The organism is Mycobacterium sp. NGS18, from assembly GCF_059813185.1.
Genome location: NZ_JCALEC010000005.1, coordinates 40,201 through 60,380 on the forward strand (window position 1 = coordinate 40,201; position 20,180 = coordinate 60,380).

The window sequence follows — 20,180 nt, forward strand, 5'->3', positions numbered from 1 at the left end:
CGATGGCGCCCCATATCTACTTCGCGTACGGGTCCAACCTGTGCGTGCAGCAGATGGCGCGCCGCTGTCCCGAGGCGTCGGATCCCCGCCCGGCGACGCTGGCCGACCACGACTGGCTGATCAATCAGCGCGGCGTCGCCACCGTCGAGCCGTTCCCGGGTTCGCGGGTGCACGGCGTGCTATGGCGGGTATCCGACCGTGACCTGGCCGCGTTGGACAGCGCCGAGGGTGTCCCGGTGCGCTACCGCCGCGACCGGCTTACGGTGCACACCATCGACGGGCCGGCGCGGGCCTGGGTGTACATCGACCATCGGGTGCAGCCCGGCGCACCGCGGGACGGCTACTTGGAGCGCATCATCGGCGCGGCCGTCCAGCACCGGCTGCCCCCGGCGTGGATCGAGTTTCTGCGCCGCTGGGATCCGCTCCAGTGGCCGCTGCGCACCTCGCCCGCCAATGACGCGGCGCCGCAGTCGCTTTCGGAACTGCTGTCCGACTCCGGGGTCGTCGAAGAGAGCCGGCTGCGGTCGCGGTTCGGTTTCCTGGCCATTCACGGCGGCGGCCTGGAGCAGATGACCGATGTGATCGCCGAACGCGCCGCCGAAGCCGCCGACGCGTCGGTGTATCTGGTGCGGCATCCCGAGGGGTATGCGCGACACCTGCCCTCGACGCGCTACCTCGCCGCGGAGTCCGCACGGCTTGCCGCATTTCTCGCGCATGTCGACATCGTGGTTTCGCTGCACGGATATGGCCGGATCGGACGCAGTACCCACCTGCTGGCGGGCGGGCGCAACCGCGGGCTGGCTGCGCACGTCGCCCGATGCCTCGAGCTGCCGGGCTATCAGGTCATCACCGATCTCAACGCGATACCGGCGCGATTGCGGGGCTTGCACCCGGCGAACCCGGTGAATCAGGTCCGGGGCGGCGGCACCCAGCTGGAGCTGTCGCCTCGGGTGCGAGGCATCAGCCCGCGCAGCCAGCCGCCCGGCGAGGACGGCCTGTCGCCGGTCACCGCGGCGCTAGTGCGCGGTCTGGCCGCCGCGGCCCGCTCCTGGAATGTGTAGGAGGTAGTTGGTGGACAAGCAGTTTCGCTTCGGCGTGGGCCTTCACGCGGTCCGGTCCGCGAGCGCGCTCGCCGAGGCCGCACGACGGCTGGAGGGCTCCGGCTTCGACGTGCTCCACGTGCCCGATCATCTCGGTGCCCCGGCGCCCTTCCCCGCGCTGGTCGCGGCCGCGGCGGCCACCACGACGATCCGGCTGGGCACCTATGTGCTCAACGCCTGCTTCTACAAGGCGGCGCTGCTGACCCGCGACATCGCCGACACCGACCTGCTCTCCGGTGGCCGGCTGGAGATCGGCCTCGGTGCCGGCTACGTTCGCGCGGAGTTCGAAGCCGCCGAGTTGCCGTACCCCAGCGCCGGCCGGCGCATCGAGTACCTGGAGCACCTGACGAGCTATGTGGCGACGCATCAGCCGCGGGTGCCGATCCTGATCGCCGGCAGCGGTGATCGGCTGCTCACCGTGGCGGCCCGGCACGCCGGGATCATCGGCCTGACCGGCGCGCGGGTGGCCGGCGCGGCCGACGCACTGGCAGAACGGATCTCCTTTGTCCGCGCGGCCGCCGGTGATCGGTTCGAGGATCTGGAACTGAACCTGGCGATCACGGCGGTGCCGACCGATGCCTCCGGGCTGCCCGACCTGTCGCTGACCCGCCAGTTCGCCCCGACCCTGTCAGACCAGGAGTTGCTGACCATGCCCGCCGTGTTGTCCGGGTCACCGCACGAGATGGCGGACACGTTGCGGGAATACCGCCGCAGGTACGGGTTGAGCTATTTCACCGTCCAGCAGAACCACGCCGAAGCCTTCGCGAAGGTCATCGCCGCGCTGCGCTGACCAACGCCCACAGCGAGCAGACCAGGGCGCCGACCACGCTGACCGCCCCGATGTACAGCCCGTATCCGGCGGTGATCGGCGCCACGACATTCAGCCGGTAGTACCCGACGCCCAGTCCAGCGATGCCCAGTGAGATCACCAGCGCGGCAACGGATGCCACCGTGCTGAAGAGTCCCCGGCCCATCATCGCACCGGCCACCAGCAGTACGGCCGCCAACAGCACGATCAGCTGGCCGACGCCGAACCGGGGTGGCAACGCGATGCTGCCGGCACTGCCACCGATCGCGCTGGCACGCCCCCCGCCGTTGGCCGAGGTGACCAGCCACGGCAACCACGCACTGACCGACAGGATCACGGCGAACAGCGCGATGAGCCAACCGGGACGCGAGCGAGTCATGTTGTGACACTAACTCGCATCGACGAGCTCACCGCGGCGCGGCATCACCAGCGTCCGGGTCAGGCCGAGCCGGGCCAGGAAGTCGTCGTCGTGACTGACCACGATGAACGCCCCGCGGTAGCCGGCCAGCGCGTCGACCAGCTGGTCCACGCTGGCCAGATCGAGGTTGTTGGTGGGTTCGTCCAGCAGCAACAGCTGCGGCACCGGGTCGGCGAGCAGCAGCTGGGCCAGTGCGACCCGGAACCGCTCACCGCCGGACAGGGTGCCGATCGGCCGCGCCACACAATCGGCGTCCAGCAGGAACCGGGCCAGTTGGGCGCGTACCGCCCGCGGCTCGCTGCCCGATATCACCGAGACGGCGTCGAACGCGGACGCCGTGTCATCCAGGTGATCCAGCCGCTGCGGGAGGTAGCCGACCCGGTCGGTGCGCAGGCTTCCACCCGCACCGGCCAGCAGCGCTTCGAGCAGTGAGGTCTTGCCGACCCCGTTGGGGCCGTCCAGGGCAATCCGTTCCGGGCCCTGCACGATGATCGGCCCGCCGCTGCCCGGCAGTTCGGCCAGCCGGCGGCTCGACGCCACGTCCGGGTCGGGCAACTCGACGCGGATGTGTTCGTCGTGGCGAACCCGGGCGGACGCGGCATGCAGGTCGGCTTGGGCGTCGCGCAACCGGCCGTCCAGGTCGCTGCGCAGCCGGCCGGCCGAAACCTGTGCGTTGGAGGCGTTCTGGTTCATCACGATCTTCGCGGCGCGCTTGTTCTCCTGGGCCGTCCGGGCCGCCCTGCTGCGACGGGCGAGCTTGGTCTCGGCTTCGATGCGCTGGCGCTTTTCCACTTTGACCGCCTGCTCGGCGGTGCGGGCCGCGGTCCGGGCGGCGGCCTGCTCCGAGTCAAGGTGCGCCCGCCACGCGCGGTAGGGCCCACCGAAGGTGGTGAGCCGCCCACCGTAAAGCTCTGCGGTACAGCCCATCTGCTCCAACAGCGCGGTGTCATGACTGGCTACGATGAGCGCCCCCGGCCATGCTGCGACCAGCCGCGCCAGCGCGGCGCGCGCGGCGCGATCCAGGTTGTTGGTCGGCTCGTCGAGCAGGGTGATCGGGGCGGCCGCCAGCCGCAGACCGGTCAGCGCCACCAGCATCGCCTCCCCACCGGACAGTTCGCCGATCCGGCGGTCGAGGTCACCCGATCCGAAACCGATGTCGCGCAATGCCGCATCGGCGTGGGCTTCGATATCCCAATCGTCGCCGACGACCTCGAAATGGACGGCCGCGGCGTCACCGCTTTCGATCGCCCGAAGCGCGGCGAGTCGATCAGCGACACCGAGCAATTCGGCGATCGAGACATCGACATCGAGGGGACACCGCTGCGGCAGGTAGGCGACCTCGCCAGCCGTGGTGACGCTTCCGGCGGTGGGGGTGAGTTCCCCGGCGATCAGCCGCAGCAGGGTGGACTTGCCGGCTCCGTTGGCACCGACCAGGCCGGTGCGGCCGGCACCGAACGAACCGCTGACGCCGGCCAGCGCGGTGCTGCCGTCAGGCCAGTCGAAGCCGACATCGGTCAGGGTGACTACGGAATCGAAATCAGAGAAGGACATGGGGTCTCCGGGAAAGTCAGCAGGGGCGCTGACAACCGGGACGCGACTACGGCGATTTGTCGGTGATCAGCGCGCGGACAACGGCGCGAGACCGGCGATGCCTGTCATTCCATACCTCCTGTGAAACCGACGCCCGCCACCTTAGTTGCGGGATATCGGGGCGTGCAACCCAATTAAGCCGGAGCGAAAACCGTGACGAACTTGCGCAGCGACTCATTGATGTCGCTCTTCAGCGCGCCAGCCACCAGCATGCCGATCGGTCCGAACAGCGCCGGGCCGCCCAGATGAACGTCGAAGCTGACCTTCGAGCCGTCGCCGGCCGGGGTGACTTTGGCGAGCAGCTTGATCTTGACGCCGCCCTTGCCGTCGCCGTTGAGGGTCATCCCGGTCGGGGGCTTGTAGTTCACGATCGTCCACTTGATCCGGTTGGGCATGCCCTTGACCTCGACGATCGACTCGAGCGTGGTGCCCTTCTCCAGGGTTTCGGGCAGCACACTGCGCCACACCCGGTGGATGGTCAGCCACTCTTTGTAGCGCGACAGATCCGACGCGTGATTCCACGCCTCCTCGGGAGGCAGTGGGACGTCGATGGATCCGGAGAGCTTGGCCATGTGATTTTCTTCTCCTCAATATCCCCGTTATCGGTGGGTCATTGTGGTCGTTGCCGGCTCCCGCCACAACTTGGGCCGCTCACCGAGCATCACGCCGCGGGCCCACCACATCGCCTCGATAGCGGCGGCGCCCAGGGCCCCTACTCCCAGCGCCAGCGACGTCAGCGCGACGTTGGAGGGGTCCAGCAGGAACTTCTCCCGCGCCAACGGGATCGCGAAGATGCCCACATAGGCCAGGCCGCAGCAGATCACCAGCGTCAGCCGCCACCACTGATAGGGCCGCGCCACGACGGCCAGCACCCAGCCCGCGGTGATCAGCAGGGTGATCAGCGCGGTGGTGGACGCCTGGATCTGTTGCACCGGGGTGGCTTCGCTGCCGCGGTAGGCCAGCAGGTAGGAGCTGAAGGTGGCGATGCCTACGACCAGGCCGGCCGGCAGTGCCCCGCTCATCACCCGCCGCACGAAACCCGGTTGCGCCCGTTCGTTGTTCGGCGCCAGCGACAGGACGAACGCCGGGATGCCGATGGTGAACCAGGCGGCGATCGTGACGTGGATCGGCTGGAACGGATACAGCAGCGGCTTGGTGCCGAACAGCGCCGAAGCCAGCCCGACCAGGCCGACCAGCAGGGCGAGCAGCACCGAATACACCGTCTTGGTCAAGAACAGGTTCGCCACCCGTTCGATGTTGCCGATCACCCGGCGTCCCTCGCCCACCACATAGGGCAGGGTGGCGAACTTGTTGTCCAGCAACACGATCTGCGCCACCGAGCGCGCCGCGGAGCTTCCGGCGCCCATCGCCACGCCGATGTCGGCGTCCTTGAGCGCCAGCACGTCGTTGACACCGTCGCCGGTCATGGCCACCGTGTGGTCGCGTGACTGCAGCGCGCGCACCATGGCCCGCTTCTGATCGGGGCGTACCCGCCCGAAGACGGTGTGTTCCTCCAATGCGCCGGCCAGCCGGTCCGGTTCGGACGGCAGCTGCCGGGCGTCCATCGCACCGCCGGACAGCCCCAGCTCGTCGGCCACCGCACCCACCGAGACCGCGTTGTCGCCGGAGATCACCTTCACCGAGACTTGCTGTTCGGCAAAATAGTTCAACGTATCGCGGGCATCGGGCCGCACCTTCTGCTCCAGCACCACCAACGCCACCGGGGTGACCTGCCCGGGCGCGTCCGGGTGATCGACGGGCCGGTCGCTGACGCCCAGCAGCAGCACCCGCAGGCCGCGCGCGCCGATCCGTTCGGCCTGTTCGGCGGCCTCCGACGACGGTTCGAGCAGTACGTCGGGGGCGCCGATCAGCCAGTCGCCGTGCTCAGAGAACGAGACGCCACTCCACTTGGTGGCCGACTTGAACGGCGCGCAGCCGCTCGGCGTCCAGCTCGGCGATGTCGGGAACGCCTCGGCGATGGCCTGGATGCTGGCGTTGGGCCGGGTATCCTCGGCGGCCAGCGCGGCCAGCGCCTCGTGTACCGGAAGCCCTTTAGCGCCGGGAAGTTCGGCGACCTCGGCCACCCGCATGCCGTTCTCGGTGAGGGTGCCGGTCTTGTCGGCGCAGACCACGTCGACGCGGGCCAGCCCCTCGATCGCGGGCAGTTCCTGCACCAGGCACTGCCGCCGCCCGAGGCGCACCACTCCGACCGCGAACGCCAGCGACGTCATCAGCACCAGACCCTCGGGAACCATCGGCACCAGCGCCCCGACCATCGCCAGCACCGATGCCCGCCAGCCCACATCGGTGGTGAACAGCTGGGTGTAGATGATCAGCAGCCCGGCCGGGATCAACAGGTAGGTGATGAATTTCAGGATCTGGTTGATGCCGTTGCGCAGTTCGGATTTCACCAGGGTGAACTTGGTGGCCTCCTCGGCCAGTTTGGCCGCGTAGGCCTCGCTGCCGACCCGGGCGGCCCGGTAGGCGCCGCTGCCGGAGATCACGAAACTGCCCGACATCACCTGATCGCCGATGCTCTTGCCGACCGGGTCGGCTTCACCGGTCAGCAGGGACTCGTCGACCTCCAGATCGGACACCTCGACGACCTCGCCGTCGACGACGATCTGGTCGCCGGGTCCGAGTTCGATGACGTCGCCGAGCACCACCTCGCGGGCCGGGAGCTCCGCGGTCCCGGATTGTCTGCGCACCAACGGTTTCGCCTGGCCGACGATGGCCAGTTTGTCCAGCGTCTGCTTGGCCCGGATCTCCTGCACCATGCCGATGACGCTGTTGAAGACGATGAGCAGCCCGAACAGTCCGTTGATCAGCGATCCAGTGGTCGCCACGATGGCCAGCAGCACGCCCAGGATCGCGTTGATCCGGGTGAACACGTTGGCCCGGATGATCTCGCGCACACTGCGTGCGGCACGCACCGGGATGTCGTTGGTCTGGCCCTGCGCAACCCGTTGGGCGACTTCGTCGTCGGTGAGCCCGACGGCGCCCCGGGTGACGGTCAAATCCGCCACCACGGCGTGACATCGCCGGCAGAGGGCCGGATCCGCTCGCCGGGACGCGGGACGGCCACCGGGACACCGGCGGTCTGCGCGGCGGCCAGTAACCGCTCCACCGGCTCATCCCATCGGTGCGGCGCCAGCCGGAACGTGCACCAGTGAATCGGCACCAGCGTGCCGCCGTTGACGTCCAGATGGGCCCGGACCGCCTCCTCGGGGTTCATGTGGACGTCCGGCCAGGCGGTGTTGTAGGCGCCGATCGGCATCAGGGTCACATCGAACGGACCGTGCTCGGCGCCGATCCGAGCGAAGCTGCCGGTGTATCCGGAGTCGCCGCCGAAGTACACCCGGTGGCCCGGTCCGGCGATCACCCACGACGCCCACAGGGTCATGTTGCGGGTCAGGAGCCGGCCGGAGAAGTGCCGGGCCGGGGTGCAGGTCAACGTGAGTTCGCCGAGCGCGACGTGCTCGTCCCAGTCGAGTTCGATGACCCGGTCGGAGGGAATGCCCCACGCCCGCAAGTGCGCACCCACCCCCAGCGGGACCACGAACGGCGCCCGCTGGCTGCGGACCAGCGCGGTGATCGTGTCGATGTCGAGATGGTCGTAGTGGTCATGGCTGACCACGATCGCGTCCACCGCGGGCAGCGCCGCCAGCTCGACCGGCGGCGGGTGCAGCCGCCGGGGACCGACGGCGTCCGACGGCGAGCAGCGTTCGCTGAACACCGGGTCGGTCAGGACGCGGTAGCCGTCGACGTCGATCAGCGCCGTGGCATGGCCCAGCCAGGTGATCGACAGCGGTTCGGCGGCGCCGAAATCAGGGTCCACCAACGGGACGGGTGCCGCGGGCCGCGCCGCGCCGCGATCGGCGAACAGCTCCCGCAGCATCAGGCGCTGCTGTTCGCGGTCCATGTTGACGACCGCGACCGGCTCGATGTTGTGGAAGACCCCGTCGCGGTAGTTCGGCGACCGGGCGGCCACCGCGTCAATGACGTGCGGTGCCGCACCGAGGGCGCCGGGTGTGCCGCGCAGCGCGCGAAGCGTCCAGCTACCGGCGGCCAGGGACGCCGTGCCCACCGCCAGCCGAAGTGCTCCGCGCAACATCACCGCGCCTCCCGCTAGGCGCCCTGGAACTTCGGCGGCCGCTTCTCGATGCGCGCCATCTGGGCTTCGATGACATCCTGGCTGGCCCAGGCCCGGTCGAACAATTCCTTGTGCACCGGCTCCTGCTCCTGGTAGGCGCCGTCGTCGTTGAGCACCCGTTTGGCGTGCTGCAGCGCCAGCGGCGCCAGCCCGGCGATCTCGTGCGCCCAGGCCTGCGCGTCGGCCACCGTGCCGATCCGGTTGACCATGCCGGTCAGCAGCGCTGTCTCGGCGGTCAGCTTCTCGGCGGTCAGCAGCATCGCGCGGGCCCGTCCGTAACCGGCCAGGGTGGAGAGCCGGCGGATGCTCCAGTTGTCCAGCGCCAGGCCGTAGCGGGCCACCGGGAACTGGAAATACGCCTCGGGGGTGGCCACCCGCAGATCGCAGACCATCGCCAGTTGCAGGCCGGCGCCGATCGCGGCCCCGTTGATCGCGCCGATCACCGGCACCTGCACGTCGCCGATGGCCGTGTGCAGGGCGCGCAGCTTGTCGGGGTAGTCGGCGGCGAACGCGTCGCCGGACAAATCGGCGCCGGCGCAGAACACGGTGCCCTGCCCGGTCAGCACGATCGCCCGGACGTCGTGGTCGGCGGCATCCACGATCGCCTCGCGCAGTTCGGTGACGAGCTGGGAGTTCAGCGCGTTGCGTCGCTCGGGTCGCTGCAACTCGATAGTGGTGACGGCTTCGTCGCGGGTAATACCGATCATGACGCACCAGCCTATTAGCCTGCTGTTGTGAGCCGGACCGGGGCCGACGAACTGCGCGAGGCGGTATTGGACGGCGGCTCGTTCATCAGCTGGGATGACGAGCCGCTGACCCTGCCGATCAGCGACTCCTACGCCGTCGAACTGGCCGCCGCCCGGGCCGCCACCGGCCGCGACGAGGCCGTCATCACCGGCGAGGGCCGGATCAAGGGGCGACGGGTCGCGGTGATCGCCAGCGACTTCGACTTCCTGGCCGGCTCGATCGGGGTGGCCGCTGCCGAGCGGATCACCTCGGCGATCCAGCGCGCCACCGCCGAAGGATTGCCGCTGCTGGCGTCACCGAGCTCGGGCGGAACCCGGATGCAGGAGGGCACCGTCGCGTTCCTGCAGATGGTGAAGATCGCCGCAGCCGTCGAGCTGCACAAACGCGCCCACCTGCCCTACCTGGTCTACCTGCGCCACCCGACCACCGGCGGGGTGTTCGCCTCCTGGGGTTCCCTCGGCCACATCACGCTGGCCGAACCCGGGGCGCTGGTGGGCTTTCTGGGACCGCGGGTCTATGAGCAGCTCTACGATGCACCGTTCCCGCCGGGCATTCAGACCGCCGAGAATCTGCAGGCCCACGGCGTGATCGACGGCGTGATCCCGCTGAAGTGGCTGCGGCGCACCTGTGCGCGGGCGCTCAAGGTGATCCTCGACGGCCCCGGTCCCGCCCCGGCGCGACCGGCTCCCGAACCAATTCCCGACGTCCCGGCGTGGAACTCGGTGTGCGCGTCGCGGCGCCCGGACCGGCCGGGGTGCGGGTTTCTGCTGCGGCACGGCGCGACTGAGCGGGTCTTCCTGTCGGGCACCGGAAGCGCCGAACGCGGCGCCACCATGCTGCTGGCGCTGGCCCGTTTCGGTGGCCAGCCGGCGGTGGTCCTGGGCCAGCTACGCGGGCCGGATCGCCTGACCGATCCGGTGGCGCTGCGCGACGCCCGCCGCGGCATGGCGTTGGCCGCCGGCCTGCGGCTGCCGCTGGTGCTGGCCATCGACACCCCGGGGCCGGCGCTGTCGGTGGAGGCCGAACAGGGTGGGCTGGCCGGACAGATCGCGGCCTGCCTGGCCGAGCTGGTCACCCTGGAGGTGCCGACGGTGTCGGTGCTGCTCGGCCAGGGCAGCGGCGGGCCCGCGCTGGCGATGGTGCCGGCGGATCGGGTGCTGGCGGCGCAGCACGGCTGGCTGGCGCCGCTGCCCCCGGAGGGGGCCAGCGCCATCGTGTTCCGCGACACCGACCACGCCCCGGAGCTGTCGGACGCCCAAGGCATCCGGTCGGCGGACCTGAAGGCGCACGGGATCGTCGACGTGATCGTGCCCGAGCATCCCGACGCCGCCGCCGAGCCGATCGACTTCGCCAAGCGGATGTCGGCGGCCATCGCGGCCGAGTTGCACGCGCTGCGTGAGGTTCCCCAAGAGCAGCGCCTGGCCGCCCGACTGCAGCGCTACCGCCGGATCGGGCTCTAAGCCAAGGACCGCTGCCAGGCCTCGTGCAGCGCGGCGTAATGCCCCTCGGCGCGGATCAGCTCGGCCGGTGGCCCGTCTTCGACGATGGCCCCGCCCTCGATCACCAGCACCCGGTCGGCGATCTCGACCGTCGAGAGCCGGTGGGCGATCACCAGCGCGGTCCGGTCGGCCAGCACGCTGCGCAGCGCCCGCTGCACCATCCGCTCGCCGGGGATGTCCAGCGCCGACGTCGCCTCGTCGAGGATCAGCACCGCCGGGTCGGCGAGGAACGCGCGGGCGAAGGCCACCAGTTGACGCTGTCCCGCCGAGAGCCGGCCGCCGCGTTTGGCCACGTCGGTCTCATAGCGCTCGGGCAAGTCGGCGATGAACGCCTCGGCGCCCACGCTCGCCGCGGCGGCGGCCACCTCGGCGTCGGTCGCCTCGGGACGGCCGAAGCGGATGTTGTCGGCCAACGTCCCGGAGAACAGGAAATTCTCCTGGGTGACCATCACCACGTGCCGGCGCAGCTCGGCCTGGGTGAGGTGCCGCAGGTCGACGCCGTCGAGTGTCACCGCTCCCGACGTCGGGTCGTAGAACCGGCCGATCAGCTTGGCGATGGTCGTCTTGCCGGCGCCGGTGCTGCCGACCAGCGCCACGGTCTGGCCGGCCGGGATGTGCAGCGACAGCCCGGTCAGCACCGGGGCGTCGGTCCGGTAGCCGAAACACACGTCGCGCAAGGCGATCTCGCCGCGGGCCTCGCCGAGGGCGGCCGGGGTGTCCGGGTCGGCGACCGCGGGTTTTTCGGCGAGCACCCCGGCCAGCTTCTCCAGCGCCGAGGTCGCCGACTGGAAGGTGTTGAGGAACTGGGTGATCTCCTGCATCGGTTCGAAGAACATCCGCAGGTAGAGCAGGAACGCGGTGAACGTCCCGATCGTCATGTGCCCGTGCAGGACCCGCCAGCCCCCATAGAGCAGCACCACGCCGGTGGTGAGGTTGCCGACCAGTTTGACGCCGGGGCTGAAGACGGCGACCAGTTTGAACGCCTTCTCGTTGACGGCGCGGTAGCGGTCGGCGACGCCCGCGAAGATCTCCTCGTTGCGGGCTTCGCGGCGGTAGGCCTGCACCGCCTTGATCCCGGTCATCGTCTCGACGAACTCGACGATCACCCGCGCGGCGTGTTCCCGCACCGCGGTGTAGGTCTTCGACGACTCGGTCCGGAACCAGCGCAGCAACGCCGCCAGCACCGGGAAGGCGGCCAGGCACATCAGGCCCAGCCGCCAGTCCAGCACGACCAGCAGCACCGCGGTGCCGACCAGCGTGAGGGCAGCGCTGACCAGGCTGTCGAACCCGGACAGCAGCATCTCCTGGATCGCGTCGATGTCGTTGGTCAGCCGGCTGACCACCCGGCCCGAGGTGTAGCGGTCGTGAAAGCCGATATCCAGGCGCTGGAAGTGCCGAAACACCCGCCGCCGCAACTCCAGCAGCACCCGCTGGCCGATCCGTCCCGACCACTGCAAAAACAGCAGCCGGCTGCCGGCCTGGGTGAGCACCACGGTCCCCAGCGCAATGATGATCACCGTCAGCACCCGCATCGAGCCGTCGCTTATCGGCGGGATGCCGCGGTCGATACCGCGCTGGGCCAGCACCGGAACCGCAAGGCGGGCAGCGTTTTCCACCACCACGATCAACGCCAGCAGTACCACCGCGACGCGGTAGGGACGCAGCAGCGACCACAGCAGGGCGCGCGCCGGTGTCACTGGCGCGCCCAGTCGACGAGGTGTTCGGCGCCGTCGTCGAGCTCGTCGTCGGCGGCCAGCAGGTAGCGGTAGCGCGGCACCGCGGCCAGCAGCTCGGCGTGGGTACCGACCGCGACGACGGCCCCGTCGGCAAGCAACGCCACCCGGTCGGCCAGCGCCACGGTCGAAGCCCGGTTGGCCACCACGATCCCGGTGATCGCCCCCTCGCGCAGTACCCGGCGCAGCGCATCGGTGACGTCAGCTTCGGTGTGCACGTCCAGCGCCGACAGGGTGTCGTCGAGCACCAGGATCGTCGGTGCGGCCACCAGGGCCCGGGCCAGCGACAGCCGTTGACGCTGCCCACCCGACAGGCTCATCCCCTGTTCGCCGATGCGGGTGTCGAGCCCGGACGGCAGGTCGTACACGAAACCGGCCGAGGCCACCTCGAGGGCGCGGGCCAGCTCCGCATCGCTCGCCTCGGGCCGGCCCAGCCGCAGATTCTCGGCCACCGACATCGAGAACAGCGTCGGATCGTCGAACGCGGTGATCACCGCCGAACGCAGCGCCGCCAGCGTCAGCGAGCGGATGTCGCGTCCGCCGATGAGGATCTGCCCCTCGGATGCGTCGTAGAGCCGCGACAGCAGCATCGCCAGCACCGACTTTCCGGATCCGGTGGCGCCCACCACCGCCACGGTCTCACCGGGTTCGACGGTGAGGTTGACGCCGCGCAGCACCCAGGGGCCGTTGAAGCGGAATCCGACGTCGCGCAACTCCAGTCGCCCCGACGGCGGCACCGGATCGTGGCCGTCGGTGATCTCGACGGGCGCATCGAAGATCTCGGTGATCCGGTCGGCGGCGGTCATCGCCTCCTGGGTCGCCGACAGCAAAAAGCCCAGCGAGGACACCGGCCAGACCAGCGACAACATCAAGGTGATGAACGCGACCAGGGTGCCCATCGTGACCAGGTGGTTGCCGGCCGCGTACGCGCCGATCGCCAGCACCACGATCAGCGTGAGGTTGGGGATCACCTCCAGCAGCGTCCAGAACCGCGACGACACCACCACCTTGTCGATACCCAGGTCGCGCAGGGTCTTGGCTTGGGTGTCGAACTGGGCGAACACGTAGTCCTCGCGACCGAACGCCTTGATGGTGCGCAGGCCGCCCGCGGACTCTTCGACGGCGGTGGCGACCTGGCCTGCCTGGTCCTGCGCGCGGCGCGACAGCCGGGTGTACTGGCGCCGGAAGTGCTGCACCGCCAGCGTCACCGGCACCATCGACACGGCCGCCACCACGCCCAGCGGCCAGTACAGCAGCAGCAGGATGGTGGTCACCGCCACGATCTGCAAGGTGTTGAGCAGCAGGAACACCACCACGAACGACAAGAACCGGCGGATGGTGGCCAGGTCGTTCATGATCCGCGACAGCAACTGCCCGGACTGCCAGCGCCCGTGAAACGTCATCGGCAGTATCTGCAGCCGGGCGTAGAGATCCTTGCGGAGGTCGGCTTCGACGCCCATGGTGGCGTGCGCGACCAGCCAGCGCCGCACCAGCCACAGCAGCGCCTCACCGACGCCGAGCGCGGCGGCCGCCGTCCCCAGCACGAACAGGCCGGGCTGGTCTCGGTGGGCCACCGGCCCGTCGATGACCGCTTTGGTCATCAGCGGGATCGCCACGGTGGCGCCCAAGCTGGCCAGGGCGACGGTGATCATGGTGAGCCACCGCGCCCGGTAAGGCCGCAGGTACGGCAGCAGGCTGCGCAGCGCCGAGGCGGGATTCACGCACTCGACCCTAGAACCGTTAGGCCGCCCCGAGGAGCATCCCGCGCTCAGCGGCGACATTCAGGCAAAATGGCGGCCATGAACAACCCCGCCAACGCCGCAGCCTCCCCCCGGGTACTGGTCGTCGACGACGACTCCGATGTGCTCGCCTCGCTGGAACGCGGACTGCGCCTGTCCGGTTTCGAGGTGGCGACCGCGGCCGACGGCGCCGAAGCGTTGCGCAGCGCCAAGGAGGCCCGCCCGGACGCGATCGTGCTCGACATCAACATGCCGGTGCTGGACGGCGTCAGCGTGGTGACCGCCCTGCGGGCGATGGGCGACGACGTGCCGGTCTGCGTGCTGTCGGCCCGCAGTTCGGTCGACGACCGGGTCGCGGGCCTGGAGGCCGGCGCCGACGACTACCTGGTCAAGCCGTTCGTGCTGGCCGAACTGGTGGCCCGGGTGCGGGCGATGCTGCGGCGGCGCGGGTCGTCGGCCAGCTCGTCGTCGGAGACCATCACCGTCGGCCCACTGGAGGTCGACATCCCGGGCCGGCGCGCCCGGGTCAAGGGCGTCGACGTGGACCTGACCAAGCGGGAGTTCGACCTGCTGGCGGTGCTCGCCGAGCACAAGACCGCGGTGTTGTCCCGCGCCCAGCTGCTCGAGCTGGTCTGGGGTTATGACTTCGCCGCCGACACCAACGTCGTCGACGTGTTCATCGGCTACCTGCGGCGCAAGCTGGAAGCCGGTGGCGCGCCCCGGCTGCTGCACACCGTGCGCGGAGTCGGATTCGTTCTGCGCACGCAGTGAGGACCACGATGAACGTCATGAACGCGCTGCGGCGCCTCTTCGCCCGCACGCCGTCGCTGCGAACCCGGGTGGTGCTGGCGACCGCCATCGGCACCGCGATTGTGACGGTCATCATCGGCGCCATCGTGTGGGTCGGGGTCACCAACGACCGCAAGTATTGGCTGGACCGCCGGCTCGACGAGGCGGCCGGTCTGACGGTCCCACTCATCGGTCTGGGCGAGCTGCCCCGATCGGCCGGTGCCACCGACGCTGTGATCACCCTGCGCCGGGCAGGTGAGGTGACGTCGAACTCCGCGGTGGTGCTGCCGCAGCTCGAGCCCGGCTACGCCGACACCGAGATCGACGGGGTGCGCTACCGGGTCCGCACCGTCGACATTCCCGGGCCGGGGCCGCGGTCGCTGGCGGTCGGCGCCACCTACGACGCCACCGTCGCCGACACCAACAACCTGCACCGGCGGGTGCTGTTGCTGTGTACGTTCGCGATCGGCGCGGCCGCGGTGCTGGGCTGGCTGCTGGCCGCGTTCGCGGTGCGGCCGCTGCGTCGGCTGGCCCAGCAGGCCCGCTCCATCGACGCCGGCGACGAGCGACCGGAGATCGAGGTGCGCGGCGCCAGTGAAGCCGTCGAGATCGCCTTGGCGATGCGCGGCATGCTGCAGCGGATCTGGAAAGAGCAGGACCGCACCAAAGAGGCGCTGGCGTCGGCGCGCGACTTCGCCGCGGTGTCCTCCCACGAGCTGCGCACCCCGCTGACCGCGATGCGCACCAATCTCGAGGTGCTGACCACCCTGGACCTGCCTGATGATCAGCGCAAGGAAGTCCTCAACGACGTCGTGCGTACCCAGACCCGGATCGAGGCCACGCTGTCGGCGCTGGAGCGGCTGGCCCAGGGCGAGCTGTCCACGGCCGACGACCAGGTGCCGGTGGACATCACCGAGCTGCTCGACCGGGCAGCGCACGACGCGATGCGGGTCTTCCCCGACCTGAACGTCTCGCTGGTGCCATCGCCGACCTGCATCATCGTCGGGCTGCCGGCCGGACTGCGGCTGGCGGTGGACAACGCGATCGCCAACGCGGTCAAGCACGGCGGCGCCACCCAGGTGCAGTTGTCGGCGGTCACCTCCCGCGCGGGCGTGGAGATCGCCATCGACGACAACGGCACCGGGCTTCCCGAGGAGGAGCGCCAGGTGGTGTTCGAACGGTTCTCCCGCGGGTCGACGGCATCGCATTCGGGCTCGGGTCTCGGGCTGGCCCTGGTGGCTCAGCAAGCCGGATTGCACGGCGGCACGGCAACGCTGGAAGACAGCCCGATGGGCGGGGCGCGGTTGATGTTGCGACTGCCGCCGCCGCGCTGAGCTCAGTTAGCCGATCGCCAGCTCGTTGGCGATGCCGGCTCGCGGCCAGGCGTCCTTTGCCGCGTCGGCGACGGCGGCCGCTTCGGCCGCCTTCGCTGCGGTCCCGGTCAGCGTCACGGTGTCGCCGCTGACGCTCAACGCGAAATCGGCGATCGCGGCCGCCGCTTCGAAGACCGGAGCCGATCCGGAGAAGTCCGGTGTCGTGACGCGCGGCGCCACGTCGAGCCGGTCGATGACGGTGACGTCGTCAATCGAGGTGATTACCGCGTCCAGCAGCGCCCGTCGGGCCGCCGGATCGGACACCGTCCCGGCCACGGTGATCTCGTTGCCGTGCCGGACCACCGAGACCGGCACCGCAGCGCCGGGATCGGTGCCGGGCGGCGAATCTTGTTGCCGCTCACAGCCGGGCGCGCCCAGCAGCACCGCAATCAGCGCCGCCGTGATCAGCCGGGCGCGCACTCAGCGGGTGCCGAGCAGATCGATCACGAAGACCAGGGTCTTGCCGGCCAGTTGATGTCCGGTGCCGGCCGGGCCGTAGGCCAGCTCAGGCGGGATGACCAATTGGCGTCGTCCGCCCACCTTCATCCCGGGGATGCCGTCCTGCCAACCCGCGATGAGCCCGTCGAGCGGAAACTCCAGGGACTCGCCCCGGTTCCACGAGCTGTCGAACTCCGCGCCGGTGTCGTAGTCCACACCCAGGTAGTGCACGTTGACCAGAGCGCCGGGCGCGGCCGCCGGGCCCTCTCCGACGACGATGTCCTCGATGACGAGTTCGGTGGGGGCTGGACCGCTCGGCACGGTGATCTGGGGCTTGCCCGGGTTCGTCACGGCGGTTACCGCCCGCCGATGGTGACGTAGTCGCGCTCGGTGTAGCCGGTGTAGACCTGACGCGGCCGGCCGATCTTGGAGTCGCCCTCGTCGTGCATCTCGCGCCAGTGCGCGATCCAGCCGGGCAACCGGCCCAGCGCGAACAGCACGGTGAACATCCGGGCCGGGAAGCCGATCGCCCGGTAGATCAGACCGGTGTAGAAGTCGACGTTCGGGTAGAGCTTGCGCTCGACGAAGTAGTCGTCGGTCAGGGCGGCCTCTTCGAGGTCCTTGGCGATGCCGAGCAGTTCGTCGTCGCCGCCGAGCTTGCCGAGGATCTTGTCGGCCTGCTCCTTGACGATGCGCGCCCGCGGGTCGTAGTTCTTGTAGACCCGGTGGCCGAAGCCCATCAGCTTGACGCCGTCTTCGCGGTTCTTGACCTTCTTGACGAAGTCGCCGACGTTGCCGTGTTGGTCGCGGATCTGCTCCAGCATCTCCAGCACCGCCTGGTTCGCCCCGCCGTGCAGCGGGCCCCACAGCGCGTTGATGCCACCGGAGATCGAGGTGAACAGGTTGGCGCGCGACGAGCCGACCAGCCGCACCGTCGACGTCGAGCAGTTCTGCTCGTGGTCGGCGTGCAGGATGAACAGCATGTCCAGGGCGCGGACCACCTCGGGGTCGACCTCGTAGGGCTCGGCCGGCAGCCCGAAGGTCATCCGGAGGAAGTTCTCCACCAGGGAAAGCGAGTTGTCCGGGTACAGGAACGGCTGCCCCTCGGACTTCTTGTAGGCGTAGGCGGCGATGGTGGGCAGTTTGCCCAGCAGCCGGATGGTCGAGACCTCGACCTGCTCGTTGTCGGAGGGGTCCAGCGAGTCCTGGTAGTAGGCCGAGAGCGCGTTGACCACGCTGGACAGCACCGGCATCGGGTGGGCGTTGCGCGGGAAGCCGTCGAAGAACCGCTTGAGGTCCTCGTGCAGCATGGTGTGCCGCTGGATCCGGCCGGTGAAGGTCGCCAGCTGTTCGGCGGTGGGCAGTTCGCCGTAGATCAGCAGGTAGCTGACCTCGATGAAGGTGGACTTCTCGGCGAGCTGCTCGATCGGGTAGCCGCGGTAGCGCAGGATTCCCGCGTCGCCGTCGATGTAGGTGATGGCGCTCTTGACGGGCGCGGTGTTGGCGTAGCCGTTGTCGAACGTGGTGTAGCCGGTCTTGGCGAGCAGCGAACCGATGGCCAGGCTGTCGGAGCCCTCGGTGGCCTGGACGATCGGCAGCTCCAGCTCGCCGCCCGGGTACTTCAGGGTGGCGGATTCTTCGGTTGCGGCCACAAGGAACCCCTTTGCGCTATTCGGCTAACCAGTCGATCGGGCGTGTATAGGAAAAGGTAGTCGGTTCGGGGCCGACGCGCCCGCCCGGGGCCGAGTATCGCGGAACCGTCATCGCGGCACTGCCGGTCCCGGCCGGCGGTAGCCGAGGAAAGCCGGCGCCACGAGGGCGGCGAGCAGCACTCCGACGATCACCAGCGCCCCACCGCCGGCCGCCGCGGCGGCCGTTCCCACCACCGCACCGGCCGCCCCGTGCACGGCGTCGGCGAGGCGTGGTCCTCCGGCGACGATCACCGTGAACACTCCCTGCAGCCGGCCCCGCATCTCGTCGGAGGCGACCTGCTGCAGCATCGTCGAACGGAACGCCGCCGACACCATGTCCGCGGCGCCGCCGACCGCCAGGAACGCCAGCGCCGCCCACAGCACTCGTCCGGTATGGCCGTCGGCGCGCGCCACCGCCAGCCCGAAGCCGGCCATCGCCGCACCCCAGACCACGATCGAGATGACGATCGCCAGGCCCTGGCGGTCGATCCGCGGCAGCCATCCGGAGAACACGCCACCGGCCACCGCCCCGACCGCCATCGCCGCGGCCAGCAGCGCCATCGTGGTGCCGCCCTCGACCGGCCCGCCGAAGTCCGCGGCGGCGATCTGCGGGAACAGCGCCCGCGGCATGCCCAGCACCATCGCGATGAGGTCCACCACGAACGACATCAGCACCACGGTGTTGCCGGCCAGATAGCGAAATCCGTCCAGCACCGCCGCCACCCCGAAACGCGAGCCGTCGGTTGATCCGGCGGGCGGCATGGGTGCCAGCCGAAAGGTCGCCCAGATGGGGAAGATGCAGGTCAGCGCATCGATCAGGTAGAGGGTGGACAGGTCTACCCAGCCGAGCAGCAGGCCGGCCAACAGCGGCCCGACGATGGCCCCGAACTGCATCACGGTCATGTTCAGCGAATTGGCCGCGGGCAGGTCACCGCCTGCGACCATGCGCGGAATCGCCGCGGAACGGGTGGGCGAGTTGATCGCGTAGAAGGCCTGCTGCACGGCCAGCAGGCACAGCACCAGCCAGACCCCGCCGCCGAGCACCGCCTGCACCCACAGCAGCAGCGAGGCCAACCCCAACCCGCAGGAGGCGATGATCAGCAGTGTTCGGCGGTCCATCGCGTCGGCCCAGGCGCCGCCGAGCAGCCCGAAGACCACCAGCGGTACCAGCGCGAACAGACCCGCCAACCCGACGTAGGCCGAGCTGCCGGTGAGCGCGTAGATCTGGACCGGGACCGCGAAGATGGTCAGGTTCGCCCCGATGACGGTGGGGATCCCGGCCACCCACAGCCGGCGAAAGTCGGGGCTGCGCAGCGGCGTGGTGTCGGCGAACAGCCTCACCGGAGCCGACCCGGGCTCAGGGCTGTAGGCGCTCGATGCGCCCGCCGCTCACCCGAATCCTGTTGTGCAGCCGGCCTTCCCGGCCCTGCCAGAACTCCACCACCTCCGGCGCGATGACATATCCGGCCCAGGTGGGCGCGACCGGAACCTGTTCGGCGTCGGCGAATCGCGCGGTGACCTCGACGAGCTGCTCGAGCAACGCCGCGCGCGAGGCGATCGGCTGGGACTGCTGCGATGCCCAGTAACCCAGCTGCGACGCCCGGGGCCGGTGCGCCCAGTACTCGGCGGGGATCGCGGCGTCGGTCTTGGCGACCCGGCCGCGGATGTGGACCTGGCGGCCCAACTGATACCAGGGAAACGTCGCCGACGCGTACGGTGTGGCGGCCAGCTGGGCGGCCTTGGCCGAACCGTCGTCGGTGAAGAAGGTGACGCCATTCTGGTCGAGGTTCTTGCACAGCACCGAACGGCTGACCGGTCTGCCGTCCTCGACGGTGGCCAGCACCATGGCGTTGGGCTCGGGGACGCCGGCGCGTTCGGCGTCGCCGATCCAGTTGCGCAGCAAAACCTCCCAGCCGTCCTCGAGCCAGTCCACGTCGAGGTCGCCGCTGTTGTCCTTCTCCCGGTATTCCACTCGCATCGCCGCCAGGTGCTCGTTGTCGGGGCCTGTCTCGTGCACCGCACAACGCTACGCCGTTGCGCATCCCGGCCGTCATTACCGACCGGTAGCAACTGCCGGGTCTGCGAGTGGGAGAATCGGAGGC

The 20,180-nt window shown here is 69.9% G+C and carries 18 protein-coding genes; 5 read left to right on the forward strand and 13 right to left on the reverse strand.

Features of this window, described 5'->3' with window-relative positions; genetic code table 11:
• The first annotated feature begins 2 nt into the window (after nucleotides 1-2).
• Nucleotides 3-1,061: a poly-gamma-glutamate hydrolase family protein gene (locus tag AC5Y31_RS11430; RefSeq protein ID WP_499980444.1), complete on the forward strand. Its 1,059-nt coding sequence runs from the start codon at nucleotides 3-5 to the stop codon at nucleotides 1,059-1,061.
• Between the two features lie 10 nt (nucleotides 1,062-1,071).
• The gene (locus tag AC5Y31_RS11435; protein ID WP_499980446.1) at nucleotides 1,072-1,890 is read left to right on the forward strand and encodes a TIGR03621 family F420-dependent LLM class oxidoreductase; all 819 of its coding nucleotides are present in this window, start codon (nucleotides 1,072-1,074) and stop codon (nucleotides 1,888-1,890) included.
• On the opposite strand, the gene AC5Y31_RS11440 is transcribed toward AC5Y31_RS11435, so the two are convergent.
• From AC5Y31_RS11440 to AC5Y31_RS11465, 6 genes are all read right to left on the reverse strand, one after another.
• Nucleotides 1,871-2,287, reverse strand: coding sequence for a hypothetical protein (locus tag AC5Y31_RS11440; RefSeq protein ID WP_499980447.1), 417 nt, complete (start codon nucleotides 2,285-2,287; stop codon nucleotides 1,871-1,873). The genes AC5Y31_RS11435 and AC5Y31_RS11440 overlap by 20 nt on opposite strands.
• Nucleotides 2,288-2,296: 9 nt before the next feature.
• Entirely contained in the window at nucleotides 2,297-3,877 is a 1,581-nt protein-coding gene (locus AC5Y31_RS11445) for an ATP-binding cassette domain-containing protein (protein ID WP_499980449.1), read from the reverse strand.
• A gap of 173 nt (nucleotides 3,878-4,050) precedes the next feature.
• On the reverse strand, nucleotides 4,051-4,488 hold the full coding sequence (locus AC5Y31_RS11450; RefSeq protein ID WP_065022991.1) for a type II toxin-antitoxin system Rv0910 family toxin: 438 nt from the start codon (nucleotides 4,486-4,488) through the stop codon (nucleotides 4,051-4,053).
• Nucleotides 4,489-4,515: 27 nt separating this feature from the next.
• Entirely contained in the window at nucleotides 4,516-6,933 is a 2,418-nt protein-coding gene (locus tag AC5Y31_RS11455) for an HAD-IC family P-type ATPase (RefSeq protein ID WP_499980450.1), read from the reverse strand.
• Nucleotides 6,930-8,030, reverse strand: coding sequence for an MBL fold metallo-hydrolase (locus AC5Y31_RS11460; protein WP_499980451.1), 1,101 nt, complete (start codon nucleotides 8,028-8,030; stop codon nucleotides 6,930-6,932). The genes AC5Y31_RS11455 and AC5Y31_RS11460 overlap by 4 nt, the downstream gene beginning before the upstream one ends.
• Before the next feature lie 14 nt (nucleotides 8,031-8,044).
• Nucleotides 8,045-8,776, reverse strand: a complete 732-nt coding sequence (locus AC5Y31_RS11465) for an enoyl-CoA hydratase (RefSeq protein WP_301631285.1) — start codon at nucleotides 8,774-8,776, stop codon at nucleotides 8,045-8,047.
• A 27-nt stretch (nucleotides 8,777-8,803) separates the two neighbouring features.
• On the opposite strand from AC5Y31_RS11465, the gene AC5Y31_RS11470 reads away from it, so the two are divergent.
• Nucleotides 8,804-10,276 carry a carboxyl transferase domain-containing protein gene (locus AC5Y31_RS11470; RefSeq protein ID WP_499980453.1) on the forward strand — a complete coding sequence of 491 codons (1,473 nt, stop codon included), beginning with the start codon at nucleotides 8,804-8,806 and terminating at the stop codon, nucleotides 10,274-10,276.
• On the opposite strand, the gene AC5Y31_RS11475 is transcribed toward AC5Y31_RS11470, so the two are convergent.
• Nucleotides 10,273-12,012: an ABC transporter ATP-binding protein gene (locus AC5Y31_RS11475; protein WP_499980454.1), complete on the reverse strand. Its 1,740-nt coding sequence runs from the start codon at nucleotides 12,010-12,012 to the stop codon at nucleotides 10,273-10,275. The two genes, AC5Y31_RS11470 and AC5Y31_RS11475, sit on opposite strands and share 4 nt — an antisense overlap.
• On the reverse strand, nucleotides 12,009-13,700 hold the full coding sequence (locus AC5Y31_RS11480; protein ID WP_499980787.1) for an ABC transporter ATP-binding protein: 1,692 nt from the start codon (nucleotides 13,698-13,700) through the stop codon (nucleotides 12,009-12,011). Before AC5Y31_RS11480 ends, AC5Y31_RS11475 begins: the two co-directional genes overlap by 4 nt.
• Before the next feature lie 147 nt (nucleotides 13,701-13,847).
• On the opposite strand from AC5Y31_RS11480, the gene prrA reads away from it, so the two are divergent.
• Nucleotides 13,848-14,558: a two-component system response regulator PrrA gene (prrA, locus tag AC5Y31_RS11485; protein ID WP_064856775.1), complete on the forward strand. Its 711-nt coding sequence runs from the start codon at nucleotides 13,848-13,850 to the stop codon at nucleotides 14,556-14,558.
• 17 nt (nucleotides 14,559-14,575) lie between these two features.
• Nucleotides 14,576-15,910 (forward strand): HAMP domain-containing sensor histidine kinase, encoded by a 1,335-nt coding sequence (locus AC5Y31_RS11490; RefSeq protein ID WP_064856776.1) that lies wholly within the window; start codon nucleotides 14,576-14,578, stop codon nucleotides 15,908-15,910.
• A gap of 6 nt (nucleotides 15,911-15,916) precedes the next feature.
• On the opposite strand, the gene arfA is transcribed toward AC5Y31_RS11490, so the two are convergent.
• From arfA to pdxH, 5 genes are all read right to left on the reverse strand, one after another.
• Complete coding sequence (gene arfA / locus AC5Y31_RS11495; protein ID WP_499980458.1) at nucleotides 15,917-16,369, reverse strand: channel-forming protein ArfA/OmpATb; 453 nt, start codon at nucleotides 16,367-16,369, stop codon at nucleotides 15,917-15,919.
• The gene (locus AC5Y31_RS11500; RefSeq protein WP_499980459.1) at nucleotides 16,370-16,738 is read right to left on the reverse strand and encodes an FKBP-type peptidyl-prolyl cis-trans isomerase; all 369 of its coding nucleotides are present in this window, start codon (nucleotides 16,736-16,738) and stop codon (nucleotides 16,370-16,372) included.
• Between the two features lie 5 nt (nucleotides 16,739-16,743).
• Entirely contained in the window at nucleotides 16,744-18,039 is a 1,296-nt protein-coding gene (locus tag AC5Y31_RS11505; protein ID WP_499980461.1) for a citrate synthase, read from the reverse strand.
• A gap of 108 nt (nucleotides 18,040-18,147) precedes the next feature.
• The gene (locus AC5Y31_RS11510) at nucleotides 18,148-19,419 is read right to left on the reverse strand and encodes an MFS transporter (protein ID WP_499980463.1); all 1,272 of its coding nucleotides are present in this window, start codon (nucleotides 19,417-19,419) and stop codon (nucleotides 18,148-18,150) included.
• A 16-nt stretch (nucleotides 19,420-19,435) separates the two neighbouring features.
• A complete protein-coding gene (gene pdxH / locus AC5Y31_RS11515) occupies nucleotides 19,436-20,095 on the reverse strand; it encodes a pyridoxamine 5'-phosphate oxidase (protein WP_499980465.1) in 660 nt (219 codons plus the stop codon).
• Between the last annotated feature and the right edge of the window lie 85 nt (nucleotides 20,096-20,180).